12 protein-coding genes and 1 pseudogene are annotated in these 13,048 nt (G+C 63.5%); 4 read left to right on the top strand and 9 right to left on the bottom strand.

Going from position 1 to position 13,048, the window contains the following annotated elements:
- Positions 1-3 precede the first annotated feature (3 nt).
- From THI_RS01500 to hyfB, 4 genes are read right to left on the bottom strand one after another with little or no spacing between them, the layout of a single operon-like run.
- Positions 4-1,458: a hydrogenase 4 subunit F gene (locus tag THI_RS01500; RefSeq protein ID WP_013104458.1), complete on the bottom strand. Its 1,455-nt coding sequence runs from the start codon at positions 1,456-1,458 to the stop codon at positions 4-6.
- On the bottom strand, positions 1,459-2,256 hold the full coding sequence (locus THI_RS01495; protein WP_013104457.1) for a hypothetical protein: 798 nt from the start codon (positions 2,254-2,256) through the stop codon (positions 1,459-1,461).
- Positions 2,257-2,266: 10 nt separating this feature from the next.
- Positions 2,267-3,229, bottom strand: coding sequence for a respiratory chain complex I subunit 1 family protein (locus THI_RS01490; RefSeq protein ID WP_013104456.1), 963 nt, complete (start codon positions 3,227-3,229; stop codon positions 2,267-2,269).
- Positions 3,226-5,244, bottom strand: a complete 2,019-nt coding sequence (gene hyfB, locus THI_RS01485; RefSeq protein ID WP_013104455.1) for a hydrogenase 4 subunit B — start codon at positions 5,242-5,244, stop codon at positions 3,226-3,228. The genes THI_RS01490 and hyfB overlap by 4 nt, the downstream gene beginning before the upstream one ends.
- Before the next feature lie 67 nt (positions 5,245-5,311).
- Here hyfB and THI_RS01480 point away from each other — a divergent pair, with 67 nt between their 5' ends.
- Both THI_RS01480 and THI_RS01475 read left to right on the top strand, forming a co-directional pair.
- A complete protein-coding gene (locus THI_RS01480) occupies positions 5,312-5,503 on the top strand; it encodes a ribbon-helix-helix protein (protein ID WP_013104454.1) in 192 nt (63 codons plus the stop codon).
- A 71-nt stretch (positions 5,504-5,574) separates the two neighbouring features.
- A complete protein-coding gene (locus tag THI_RS01475) occupies positions 5,575-5,895 on the top strand; it encodes a DUF167 domain-containing protein (protein WP_013104453.1) in 321 nt (106 codons plus the stop codon).
- 37 nt (positions 5,896-5,932) lie between these two features.
- Here the strand turns inward: THI_RS01475 and THI_RS01470 are convergent, their stop codons facing one another.
- Both THI_RS01470 and THI_RS01465 read right to left on the bottom strand, forming a co-directional pair.
- Positions 5,933-6,145 carry a DUF2970 domain-containing protein gene (locus THI_RS01470; protein ID WP_013104452.1) on the bottom strand — a complete coding sequence of 71 codons (213 nt, stop codon included), beginning with the start codon at positions 6,143-6,145 and terminating at the stop codon, positions 5,933-5,935.
- 36 nt (positions 6,146-6,181) lie between these two features.
- Positions 6,182-6,988, bottom strand: a complete 807-nt coding sequence (locus tag THI_RS01465; RefSeq protein ID WP_013104451.1) for a spermine/spermidine synthase domain-containing protein — start codon at positions 6,986-6,988, stop codon at positions 6,182-6,184.
- Between the two features lie 465 nt (positions 6,989-7,453).
- On the opposite strand from THI_RS01465, the gene THI_RS01460 reads away from it, so the two are divergent.
- A complete protein-coding gene (locus THI_RS01460; RefSeq protein WP_013104450.1) occupies positions 7,454-8,386 on the top strand; it encodes a DMT family transporter in 933 nt (310 codons plus the stop codon).
- A 37-nt stretch (positions 8,387-8,423) separates the two neighbouring features.
- On the opposite strand, the gene THI_RS01455 is transcribed toward THI_RS01460, so the two are convergent.
- The 3 genes from THI_RS01455 to THI_RS01445 form a co-directional block, all read right to left on the bottom strand.
- Complete coding sequence (locus tag THI_RS01455) at positions 8,424-9,440, bottom strand: c-type cytochrome (protein WP_041608850.1); 1,017 nt, start codon at positions 9,438-9,440, stop codon at positions 8,424-8,426.
- A gap of 11 nt (positions 9,441-9,451) precedes the next feature.
- Positions 9,452-10,741 carry a cytochrome c gene (locus THI_RS01450; protein WP_013104448.1) on the bottom strand — a complete coding sequence of 430 codons (1,290 nt, stop codon included), beginning with the start codon at positions 10,739-10,741 and terminating at the stop codon, positions 9,452-9,454.
- Between the two features lie 114 nt (positions 10,742-10,855).
- Positions 10,856-11,650: a sulfurtransferase gene (locus tag THI_RS01445; RefSeq protein WP_013104447.1), complete on the bottom strand. Its 795-nt coding sequence runs from the start codon at positions 11,648-11,650 to the stop codon at positions 10,856-10,858.
- A 56-nt stretch (positions 11,651-11,706) separates the two neighbouring features.
- Here THI_RS01445 and THI_RS01440 point away from each other — a divergent pair.
- Positions 11,707-13,029 (top strand): annotated as a pseudogene (locus tag THI_RS01440) (MFS transporter); the annotation flags it as partial.
- Positions 13,030-13,048: the final 19 nt, after the last annotated feature.

Below are 13,048 nucleotides of genomic sequence, written 5' to 3'. Positions count from 1 at the left end.
GGCTCAACCCCCGATCATCGCCGCTGCGGTGTGCCACCAGGACACCAGGAATTGCGGCATCCACAGCCCGAGCAGCAACACCAGCGCCAGATGCACAAACACCGGCACCATATTGGGCGCATGCGAGAGTTCACGCAGGTTGCTGCGGCCAAACACCATGCCCTGCCCACGCAAAAACAAGGCGCCGAAGGCCACGCCCAGCCCGAGCAGCAAAATGGGCGTGGCCCAGGGCTGCTGCTGCATCGCCGTGGTGAGGATGAGAAACTCACTGGCGAACACGGAAAACGGCGGCATGCCCGCGATCGCCAGCACGCCGATCATCAAACCCCAGCCCAGCGCGGGTGATTGCTCGCGCAGCCCTTGAATGTCGTCGATGCGCTGGCTGTGCGCTTTTTGCGACGCGTGGCCGGTGGTGTAGAAAATGGCACTCTTGGTCAGCGCGTGGCCGGTCATGTGCAGCAGCGCGGCGAAGTTGGCCAGCGGCCCGCCCATGCCGAAAGCAAAGGTGATGATGCCCATGTGTTCGATGGAGGAGTAGGCGAACATGCGCTTGACGTCTTTTTGCCGCCATAGCAAAAACGCGCCGACCAGCACCGAGAACAAGCCGAAAGCCATGAGCATCTGCCCCGGCCATGCGGCGTGCAAGCTGCCCTCGACCAGCACCTTGCTGCGCATGACTGCGTACAGCGCCACATTGAGCAACAGGCCGGACAGCACCGCCGACACCGGCGTGGGCCCCTCGGCGTGCGCATCGGGCAGCCAGCTATGCAAGGGAGCCAGGCCGACCTTGGTGCCGTAGCCCACCAGCAAAAAGACGAAGGCGATGCCGATGATGCCTGGCTCCAGCCGGCCTTTGACCGCATCGAGCTGCGTCCACAGCAACGCGTTCATGCCCGCGTGGCCCAGCACCCGCTCCGCCGCGAAATACAGCAGCACGGTGCCGAACAGCGCCAGCGCGATACCCACGCCACACAGGATGAAGTATTTCCAGGCCGCCTCCAGGCTGGCCTTGGTGCGGTAGAGCGAAACCAGCAGCACGGTGGTCAGCGTGGCCGCTTCCATCGCCACCCAGAGCAGGCCGAGATTGTTGGTGGTCAGCGCCAGCAGCATGGTGAACATGAAGGCCTGGTACATACTGTGATAGAGCCTCAGACGCGCCGCGGTCAGCCGCCCGCGGTCTTGCTCGATGCGCATATAGGGCCGGGAAAACGCCGCCGTGGTCATGCCGACAAAGGCGGTGAGCGTCACCAGAAACACATTGAACGGATCGATGAAAAACTGCTCGGCAAACACCAGCATCGGCCCCTGAAAAATGACCCGCGCCGTCAACACGCAGGCGGCGATGAAGGTGACGGCGCTGAAGGCCAGATTGACCCAGGGCGCGAAGCCGCGCTGGCCGACGAGAGCCAGCACCGCAGCGCCGAGCAGGGGGATCGCGAGGACGATGAGCAGTTCCATTCAGTCCTCTTTGAGTGATTCCATGTTTTGCAGATCCAGGCTGTCGAACTGTTCCCGAATCTGGAAAAAGAAAATTCCCAGGATGAACACGCCGACCAGCACGTCCAGGCCGATGCCCAGTTCCACCACCATGGGCATGCCCCGCGTGACGCTGGTGGCCGCGAACAGCAGGCCGTTTTCCATGGCCAGAAAACCCACCACTTGCGCCACGGCCTTGCGCCGCACGATCATCATCAGGAAAGCCAGCAGCACCAGCGCCAGCGCGATGCCCAGGGTGCCGCGCATGGCCTCGCCAGCGAAGCGGGAAATGGGCTGTGCCAGAACAAAAGAGAAAATCACCAGCACGATGCCGATGAGCTGCAGGGTGGGAATGTTCACCAGGGTTTCGGTATCCCATTCGGCGTGCAGGCGGCGGATCAGCTTGTGCAGCACCAACGGCAGCACGATGACTTTGAGCAGCAGGGTGAGCGCGGCAGACTGATAGAGCTCGGCATCGCCCGTCGAGTAGGCCACGACGACGGTGCTGGCCACGAGCAAAGCGCCCTGCGCCGCAAACAGATTGACCAGATTGACCACCCGGCGCTGCGCCAGCATGGCGAAAGACAGCAGCAACAGCAAGGCGGCGATCAGGTGGATGAGCTGGGTGCTCAGCGGCAGAGCGGGCAGACCGGAAACGGACAACGCAGCGGCTGAAGACGCAGACGAAACCACAGACGAAACCACAGACGAAGCCGCTGACGACGCGGCCGAGAAGGCCGCGGCTGCGGAGGCGGAAACGAGCGGTGCGAGAACGGTCATGGCATCAGGCTCAATGCGAAAGCATCAGCCGCACCAGCAGGCCGAGCACGGCGAGCAAAAATGCGGTGCCGAGAAATTCGGGATCGCGGAAGATGCGCAGCTTGGCGCTGAGGGTTTCGATCAGCGCGATGCCGAAACCGGCGGCCGCCAGCTTGAGCAGCAGCGGCGGCAGCGCGGCGAGCAGCCACATCACGCCGTCGGCGTGGTTCGCCATGCCCCAGGGCAGAAACAGCGCGAAGCCAATGCAGACATAGTTGAACAGCTTGAGACTGCTGGCCCACTCCACCAGCGCCAGATGACGCGCGGAATATTCGAGCACCATGGCCTCGTGGATCATGGTGAGTTCAAGGTGGGTGGTGGGGTTGTCCACCGGAATGCGCGCGTTCTCGGCTAGCAGCACCATGATGAAGGCCACGGCGGCGAACGCCAGACTGGCGTGCAGCGCCAAGTGCTGCGATTGCAGGTATTCGGCAATCGTCGGCAACAGGGTGCTGCCCGAGATCAGCGACGAGGTGAACACCACCATCAGCAGCGCGGGCTCGGCGAGAAAACCCACCATCATGTCGCGCCGCGCGCCCATGCTGCCGAAGGCGGTGCCGATGTCCATGCCGGCCAGGGCGGTGAACACCCGCGCCAGCGCAAACAGGCCCACCAGCGCAATGACGTCGGCCGCCTGCGCAAACGGCAGATCGGTGGACAGCGAGGGGATGATGGCCGCAGCCACCACCATGATGCCCATCAGCAAATACGGCACGACGCGAAACAGCGCCGTGGCCTCGTGCGCCAGCACCGCGTCCTTGCGCAGCAGCTTGGCAATGCGCGCATAGGGCTGCCAGATGGGCGGCGCGCTGCGGTTGGACAGCCAGGCGCGGCACTGCGTCACCCAGCCGGACAGCAGTGGCGCCAGCAACACCGAGACGGCCACGGCCAGAAATTGGGTCAACAACGGGGTCAACACGGCGAAAGCGCTCATCGCAGCACCACCATCAGCAACACCAGCAGGGTGAGGAAGCTGTAGAGCAGATAGACCGAAATCCGTCCCTGCTGAATCTTCCCGACCTGCCGTGCCAACCACAGCACCGCTTGCGCCGCCGGGGTGTAAAACTGCGGCCAGAAGCGGTCTTCCACCGACACGCGGTAGCGCGGCTCGGCGTCGTCCGGGCGCGGCAGTTCCACCCGCATCAGGAAGAACGGGCTGAACACCCGGCGGATCGGCTGGCCGAAGCCCTCGGCGCTGTCTTGCATGCGCCCGGTCAAGCCCGGCGCGCCGCAATCCCACGGCGCGGCGCGGCGCACACGCCCCGCATAGACGCGGTGGGTCAACAAGCCCGTCAAGCCGACGACCAGCAGGCCGACGAGCAGAATCGCCACAGGGCTGTACGACGCCCGATCCGGCGACAGCGGCACCAGCCAGAACCAGTTGCCCATAGACGCATCACCCGCTTGCGCCAACGGCTTGCCCAGCAACATCAGGTTGACCCGGTCGATGGCCTGCAGCACCCAGGTCGGGATCAGGCCCAGCAGCACACAGCCCGCGGCCAACCACAGCAGCCCGATGCGCTCCAGCCAGCCGACATCGTGCGCTTGTTCCAGTTGCGGCTCGCGTGCGCGGCCGAGAAAAATCACGCCATAGAACTTCACCATGACATAAGCCGCCAGCGCCGCCGTCAGCACCAGCATGGCCGCACCCAGCGGGATGAGCAGATTGAAAAACGGCTCGGGAATCTGCGGCGTGAACAGAAACGACTGCAACAGCAGCCACTCGGCGACAAAGCCGTTGAGCGGCGGCAGCCCGGCAATCGCCAGCGTGCCGATCAAGGCCGTCCAGCCCACCCAGGGCATGGTGCGCAACAAGCCGCCGAGTTTTCCCAGACTGCGCTGGTGGGTGGCATGGAGCACTGAGCCGGTGGTCAGGAACAGCAGGCTCTTGAAAAAGGCGTGGTTGAGCAGGTGGTACAGCATGGCGGCGAGCGCCAGCGCCGCAAACACCGCCAACCCGACCCCGTGAAACACCAGCGCCAGGCCAAGAGCGGCGAAGGCAATGCCGATATTCTCGATGGACGAATAGGCCAGAAGCCGCTTCATATCGGTCTGCACCGCGGCGAACAGCACACCGAACAAGGCGCCGAACAGCCCTAGCGCCAGCAGCGGCACACCCCACCACCACAGCGGCGCATGCAGCAGATCGAAGCTCACCCGCAGCAGGCCATAAAGCGCGGTCTTGAGCATCACCCCGCTCATCAAGGCCGAAACCGGCGAAGGCGCAGCCGGGTGCGCCTCGGGCAGCCAGATGTGCAAAGGAACCAGGCCAGCCTTGGCACCAAAGCCGATGACCGCCAGACCGAAGGCCACGCTGGCCCAGGCCGGACTCAAGTGCGCGTGGCGCATCGCCTCGAACGTCAGGCTGGCAATGCCGCCCTGCATCATCACCCCGAAACACAACAGCAGGGCGATGGCCCCCAGATGCGCCAGCAGCAGATACACATAACCGGCGCTGCGGATTTCCGCCATGCGGTGCTGGGAAATCACCAGGAAGTACGACGCCATGGCCATGACTTCCCACGACAGCATGAAGCTGTAGGCATCGGCCGCGAGCATCACCATGCACATCGCCGCCAGAAACACGTGGTACTGCATACCCAGCAGCCCCGGCGCCGTGCCCTCGCCCTCGCGGAAATAGCCCGAAGCGAAGGTGGAAATGCCGACGGTGGAGGCGCCCAGCAGAAACAGGAAGAACCCCGACAGCGCGTCCAGCCGTAAATGCAGCGGCAGACCCGGCAGGCCGATGGGCAACACCAGCGATTGCGGCGCAGCGAACAGCGCCAGCAGCCCGACTGCGGCCATCACCAGACTGCCCAGCGCGCCCAGCGGAAAGATCACCCGCGCCACCCAGCGCGTGGAACGCGGCGAAATGAAACCAGCCAACCCCATGCACACCCAAGCCGCCACCACACCCAGGGCGATGGGAAGAAGATCGGACGCGTTCATACGGGAGTTGCGTGAAAATGAGATTCACATAAGATGTGCGCTAAATGCTAATCTCATTTCCATAAAAATGGAACAACGCACCAGCCGCCTCACTGTCCTGATCGACCCGCAGAAGAAGGAGTTGTTCGAGCGCCTGTGCGCGCGCGAGGACCAGACGCCGTCGCAAGTAGTGCGGCGACTGATCCGCGACTACATCGAGTTCAAGCTCGGACGGCCTTGGCAGCCGGGCGAGTCCATCGACGAGGCGCTCAAGCGCTGAGCCTCTGCCGATGCAAAGCGCCGCTGCAAAACCGCAATAGGCTGCGCTGCTCCGCCGCAACAATCTCCCGCATGAAATCTCAGCAAAATCGAGGTGAGTCGTTCTTTTGGTGGGAAGGCGACACGCTGGTGGTCAACATCCTGGGAAAGCCCAGCGCAGGGGTCGATGCCATCGGCAAGCCCAAGGGGCCGCAACTTAAGGTCAGTGTGACGGCAGCGCCACGCGCTGGCCGCGCGACCGATCACATGGTGCGCTTCCTTGCCAAGGAGTTCGGCGTGCCGACCTCGGCCATCGAAGTGGTGTTCGGGCGCATGAATGTCAACAAGCAGTTGCGCATTCATGCCCCGCAAAAACTTCCCGCTGTATTCCAGCAAACCAGCCTGCTGGATTGACTCGCCCGGTTTGATGCGTCCGGCCACGCGCCGGGGTTCAGCCCGCAATGCGATTGACCAGAATGATCAGCGCCGTGATGATGATCACGGCAATGATGACCCCCGCCACGGCAACATGCACGGGTTTGAGTGTGGCGAAATCCTTCTCCCTATCCTCGGCCCGGCGCAGGCCCACCATGGCCGTCGCCACGGCGCCGAGCGCACGCAGCGTGCCGCGCAGGAATCCGACTTTTTGAGGGGGTGTATCCATGGCGTCCAGCCTTCCAGGTTGATGCGGATGAAAAAATCAGGCCGGGCTACGGGCATGCCCTGAAGGCCCGCCGATACCGCCAGAACTCTCGCCTTGCTGCTGCCTCGACACCGCGGCGACTTGCGTCAACGCAGGTAGCAATGCGGCTGCAGCAGCGACGTCCAGGGACTCAGGGAGGCGCATAGCACTCTGCCGTACCTGCGCAAAGCCCACGCCCTTGCGTGCAAAGACGATGCTGTTGCACCCGTCTTTGTCATCCACCACCAGCACGGAGTCGCCAAAGCTGCGCCGGATGCGGTCCAGGTGGATGGCGTAGTGGTCGTGGCTGTATTGCAGATTGACCACCATGATGCCGCCCGGGCGCAGTAGCGCGAATCCATCATCGTAGAAACGCTGGGAACACAGGCGCGGCGGCAGACCCTCGCTGTCGTAGCCGTCAACCATCAGGATGTCGCAGGGTGACGTGCTGGTGCGCACATGCTGCGCGCCATCGGCCAGGACGACGCTGAACCGATCGTCATCGGAGGGGATATGAAACTCATCGCGCAGGGCAATGACATGCGGGTTGATCTCGACCACCAGGATGCGGGTCTGCGGCAGGTGGCGATAGCAGAATTTGGCCAGCGATCCCCCGCCCAGGCCAATCATGGTGATGTTTTGCGGTTCTGCCATGAACAGCAAAAATCCCATCATCATGCGCGTGTACTCCAAGTCCAACGCATCGGGGTCTCGAAGTCGCATGCTGCTTTGCACTTCGCAAATGGTGAAGTGCAAAGCCTTGGAATGCAGGGTGTCGTAGACAAAGGGCCTGACGTGGTGTGTTGACTCTTTGGATTCGGGCATGGATGGCGGCAAGGGATGAGCCACAGACGGATGTCAGTCAGCGTTTCGTTTCATGATCCTGCCCGTGATGCGGGCGGAAAACGGCAGATGCCGAACCGTTTGTATTGGCATGAAAGTCACATGGTATGTGCGTTCAATACGCATGTCATGCAAGTTTCAGGGAGGATATCTCCTTGCGCCAAGCGGCCTGGGAAAATTCCCCAGGGTGAGCCCCGATCGGTTTGCGGGCATGAACCAACGGCCTGATCGACCAGCGACAATGCGCCAACAGGCTGTCGGGCGGCCGCCGGACGTGCTGATCGCGAGCTGAAATAGGACGATGAGGGGCGATGAGGGGGCTGTGCGGCATTCTGCGCATCGGCTTTTGCCCGATCGCGTCGTCTTCGAGCCCGCAACTCCGCCGCCACTGGCCATTCCCACAGCTCTTTTTTTTGGCTTCACACCCCCAAGCCCGGCAGACTTTTCATGGATTTCCTCGTTCTCCTTCTCGGCGGCGCCGTACTCGGCCTCGCCGGCGTGTTCGTGCGTCTGGCCGACACCACCGCCAACCTCGGCCCGTTTGCCAGCGCCTTCTGGCGCATGGCCGTGGCCGCGCCGTTTTTGCTGGCCTGGGCTGCGGTGCAATGGCAACTGCAGCGCAAGGCCCGCCCGGTTTCGGCCAGCCCCGCGCCTGGGCAAAATCCGCAATGGTTCAGCAAGCGCGCGGCCCCGCCCGCCCCGCTGGCGCACTGGCCGACCTGGGGACTGGCGCTGTTTGCCGCGGCCATGTTCGCGCTCGATTTGGTGTTCTTCCACCTCGCGGTGACCTGGACTGCTGTGGGCAACGCCACGCTGGAATCGAACTTCGCTCCCGTGCTCATCACCCTGGCTTTCTGGATCATCACCCGCAACGCGCCGCAGCCGGTGTTTCTCGCCGGGTTGGCCGCAGCACTGGGCGGAGCGGCCCTGATGATCGGCCCCAACTTCGGCCACAGCCGCGCGCTGCTGGGCGATGCCAGCGGACTGGTGTCCGCCGTGTTTTACGCGGCGTATCAGGTGGGCATTCAGCAGGCGCGGCAGCGTCTGTCCACCGCGCCGCTGATGGCCGTCGTCACCCTGCTCGCCGCCGTGGTGCTCTGGCCTTTCGCCCTCGCCGAGGGGCGGATGTGGCCGACTGCGGTCATCGGCTGGGTGTGGGTGCTCGGGCTGGCGCTGCTGGTGCAGATCGGCGGCCAGGTGGTCATCGCCTACGCGGTACGCCGGCTCAACCCGGCGCTCTCATCCGTGGGCCTGCTGGTGCAACCGGCCATGGCGGTGGTGTATGCGTGGATTCTGCTGGGCGAGGCGCTGACCGCCGGCCAACTGCTCGGCGCCGGGCTGGTGCTGGCTGGCATCTACCTAGCGCGCAAAGGGATGTAAGCGAGGATGTGAGCGCCCGTCATCCCCTCGCAAACCCTTATTTCCCGCCTGGCGGCTTGGGCGCTTTGGCGATTTCAGCAGGCGTGCAGTTACCCAACGACACGAGGCAATACCGCACGTCCTTGGGCGCGCCGCCCTTGGGCCAGTCGTAGATGGCTGCCGGGAAATCAGGCCGGGGCTGGTGCGAGAAGTAATCTGCAACGTCCACTGCATCCTGATCGCTCATGCGACCGACACCCGTTGGCGGATGCAGACTGTCGGCCACCGGCATGGCGCCTTTGACGAAACCGGCTGCGGTGTAGGTACGCGCCATGCCCGCGCCGATGTTGAACGAATCCGCCCCCCACAGCGGCGGGAAGACATACTCGCCTTTGGCGTTCTTGCTCCCCTCGCCGTCGATGCCATGACAGGCGGCGCAGCGCTCGGCGTAGATCGCCTTGCCGCGCACGGGGTCAGGCTTGATCGAAGTGCTGATTTTGTACAGGGCGGCGCCCTTGACCTTGGCGTCAGCAGGAACGTCTTTGGCCATCCAGGCCATGAAGGCGAGCATGGCCTTCATTTCTGGGGAATTTTTGGGGATGGGCTTGCCGTTCATCGACCGCATCATGCAACCGTTGATGCGGTCCGCCATGCTCACCACCCGGGCAGCCCGAGGGTTGTACATGGGGTAGAGCGCGTTCTGACCCACAAAGGCCGAGGAGTGGGGCACGAAGCCGCCGCCCAGGTGGCAGCTCGTGCAATTCATCGCCGCGCCGACATTATTGGGCAGCAGCTTCTTGGTCTGCGTCATCAGGCGATAGCCGTAGAGGATTTCCGCGCCGTTGGGCTCATGCGCCAGCGAAGCGAGATCGGGCGCCTTGAAGGGTACTTCGTGCGTCGGCTTGGGTTTGGCGACCAAAGGCGGTGCGGCTGCTGCGGGTGAGGAGGCCGTCTGGGCCAAGGCGGTTTGGACCATTGTTGGCTGGAAGGCAAGGCCCGCCAGCATGCTCGCTGCCAGCAGAGTGCGCATCGAGAGGTTGGCGCGTGAATAGGTTTTGGTTTTACTGTTTTGCATGATGGTCTCCCTCAATGGGTTTTGGCGATGTCTGACCGGACTTTCGCCACTTCGCTGGCGCTGACCGCCGCCCCGCTATTGCCCCAGCCGCTGCGCACGAAGGTGGCGATGTCGGCCACTTGCTGGTCACTGAGCACGCCCGCGAAGGCTGGCATGGTGAACGGATGAACGCCTTTGACCTCAGCGGTCTTTCCCCCCGCCAGAATCACATGGATCAAGTTGAGTGCATCACGCGACTCCACCGTGGGGTTGCCCGCCATGGCCGGAAACACGCCTGCGGCGCCTGCTCCATCGTTCTGGTGGCAAACCGCGCAATACTGCGCATAGGCCAGAGAGCCCGCGGAATGCAGGTCGGGTTGCGGCACGGGTGCGACCGGCTGCGGCGCCTTGGGCTTGTTCGGGTCGGCAGGCAATGATTTGAGATAAATTGCCACCGCCTCCAGATCGGCGTCGGTCCAGTACTGCGAGCTGTGGTGGATGACCTCGGTCATGCTGCCCACCGCCGCGCCGCTGCTGTTGCGCCCGGTCTTGAGCAGTTGCACGATGTCGGCCACGCTCCAGTTCCCCAGACCGCCCACGTCATTGCCGCGCAGATTCCTGGCGTACCAGCTTTCAATCTTGGCGCCCGAGAGGAATAGCGAGCCATCGGAGCCGTTGGCGCTCAGCGCCTTTTCCTGCATGCCGATGCCGCGCGGGGTGTGGCAGGCGCCGCAGTGACCCAGACCCTCCGTCAAATAAGCGCCGCGATTCCATTGCGCGCTTTGTTTCGGGTCGGGCCGATAGACGTGATCCTCAGAGACGTACATCCAGTTCCAGATCGCCAACGGCCAGCGTATGGTCAAAGGCCAGATCATGGTGGGCGGCTTGTTGGGCTGCGCCACAGGTTTCACGCCCTGCATGAAATAGGCGTAAAGCGCCTTCATGTCTTCGGGCGTGACTTTGGCATATGACGGATAGGGCATGGCCGGATAAAGATATTTCCCGCCGGGCGCGACCCCATGACGCACTGCACGATCAAAATCCTCAAAAGAGTATTTGCCGATGCCATAAGTCGGATCGGGGGTGATATTGCTCGAATAAATCGTGCCTACCGGCAGCGGCATGGGAAAACCGCCCGCAAACGGCTTTCCGCCCTGCACCGCGTGACAGGCGATACAGTCTCCGACCTTGGCCACATAAGCGCCCCGTTCGATTTCCTGCGGTGAAAACTGAGGAGCGGCCTGCGCCAAGCCGACTGCGCCGAATATCAATAGAAACCCAGATACATAATGAAAACCGGATTTTTTATTTGTGACTTTCATGTGACCACCTCCATATATCCCGCATTTTGTGCAATGCAGCAGTTATGGAGGCAGCTTAATGCGGCGTTTTTTTATTTTTTTGATTCAGCGCAAGAGATGTAAGGGTTGTAACTTTTAACGATGCTGCGGCGCAGCGGGCGGGGCGATGGCGCCCTCGCTGGGCCGCAGATCGGAGCCGAGCACTTCGCGTTCGTCGAACACAAAGCAGCCGCCCTGGTAGTGCGCGGCGCCAACCTGCTCGAAGTATTTGAGGATGCCGCCTTCGAGCTGATAGACGTGCTCGATGCCGCAGTCCTGCATCAGCAACGCGGCTTTTTCGCAACGGATGCCGCCGGTGCAGAAGGTCACCACGGTCTGCCCGGCGAAGTCGGCAGCGTGCTCTTCGACAGCGGGGGCGAATTCGCTGAACTTGCCGATGCGAAAGTCCACGCAGTCGGCAAAGCTGCCGAGATCGCGCTCGAAAGCATTGCGGGTGTCGAGCAGCACGACCGGGCGGCCTTCGTCGTCGCATCCGGCGTCGAGCCAGGCCCGCAGGCGCTCGGGCGTCACCGCCGGGGCGCGCCCGGCTTCGGGGCGGATCTGCGGGCGGTTCAGGGTGATGATCTCGCGCTTGATTTTCACCTTCATGCGCTTGAAGGGCTGCGGTGCAGAGAGCGATTCCTTCGGGCAGAGGTCGGCCAGCCGGGCGTCGGCTCGCAAGGTGGCCATGATGGCGTCGATGGCGCCGCGCGATCCGGCGAGAAACAGGTTGATGCCCTCGGGCGCGAGAAGGATGGTGCCCTTGAGTTGCAGCGCCGCGCACTGCGCCGCCAGTCGCGCCTGCAGCGCGGGCAGGTCGTCGAGGCCGACGAACTTGTAGCAGGAGATGTTGACCACGGCGGGCGTGGCAGTCGATAGTGGAGTCGTCATGAACGGCAATTATCGGGCGGTACCATCGCCCGGCCTATTTGCTCCAGCGCACGCCCATGAACGATCACGCCCGCCCCAATCAATTCGCCCTGCTCGGCCAGCGCCGTTTCGCGCCGTTTTTCTGGACGCAGTTCGGCGGTGCGGGCAACGACAACCTGTTCAAGTTCGCCTTCACGGTGATGGTGGCTTACCGGGCCGAGGCCGCATCAGCCTTGTCCACCGGGCTGATGGTCAACCTCATCGCGGCGCTTTACATCCTGCCCTTCGTGCTGTTTTCCGCCACCAGCGGGCAACTGGCCGACAAGTATGACAAGGCGGTGCTGATGCGCCGCGTGAAGACGCTAGAAATCGCCATCATGGCGCTGGCGCTGTGGGGTTTTGTCACCGCCAACGTGCCCGCGTTGCTGGCCTGCGCCTTTGGCATGGGGCTGCATTCCACCCTGTTCGGCCCGGCCAAATACGCCTATCTGCCGCAGCATGTGAACAACGCCGAACTCACCGGCGCCAATGGCATGACCGAGATGGGCACCTTCGTGGCCATTCTGCTGGGCAATTTGGCCGGTGGCCTGGTGATGACCTTTGAGCGCGGCCCGCTGATCGCCGGGCTAGCCTGCGTGGCCGTGGCGCTGCTGGGCTGGACGGCGGCACGCTTCATTCCGCCCACCGCCGCGGTGGACCCGCAGTTGCGCATCAACTGGAACCCGTTCACCGAAACCGCGCGCAATCTGCGGCTGGCCGCCGCCGACCGCACGGTGCTGCAGGCGCTGCTGGCGATTTCGTGGATGTGGTTTTACGGCGTGGCGTTTCTCACCCAGTTTCCGGTGTTCGCCAAGGATGTGCTCGGCGGCAACGAGGCGGTGGCCTCGCTGTTGCTGGCGGTGTTTTCCATCGGCATCGCGCTGGGCTCGGTGGCTTGCGAATGGCTGGCGCGCGGGCGGGTGGAGATCGGCCTAGTGCCGCTGGGCGCCATCGGCATGACGGCGTTCGGCATCGACCTGTATTTCGCCACGCTGCACCTGCCGCACGAAGCCGCGCTGCAAGGCGTGCTGCCCTTCGTGCGCGATCCGGCACACTGGCGGGTGATGCTCGACCTGTTTCTGCTCTCGGCCAGCGCCGGGATTTACAGCGTGCCGCTCTACGCCCTGATCCAGCACCACACCCCGGCCACGCACCGTTCGCGGGTGATTGCGGCCAACAACATTCTCAACGCGATTTACATGGTGGTGTGCTCGGGCTATTGCGCGGCGCTGCTGGTGGCCGGGGTGAGCGTGCCCGCGCTGCTGCTGAGCGTGGCGCTGCTCAATGCAGTGGCCGCGCTCTGGCTGATCTGGCGCCAGCCGCTGTACGGCCAGCGCTTTCTGGCCTGGGCGCGGCAAAGGGCGTGATCAAACAGGTTTG

The organism is Thiomonas arsenitoxydans (assembly GCF_000253115.1).
In the GTDB taxonomy this organism is placed as follows: Bacteria; Pseudomonadota; Gammaproteobacteria; order Burkholderiales; family Burkholderiaceae_C; genus Thiomonas; species Thiomonas arsenitoxydans.
The sequence above is the reverse complement of the archived record's forward strand: the minus strand, read 5'-3'. Positions and strand labels throughout refer to the sequence as shown.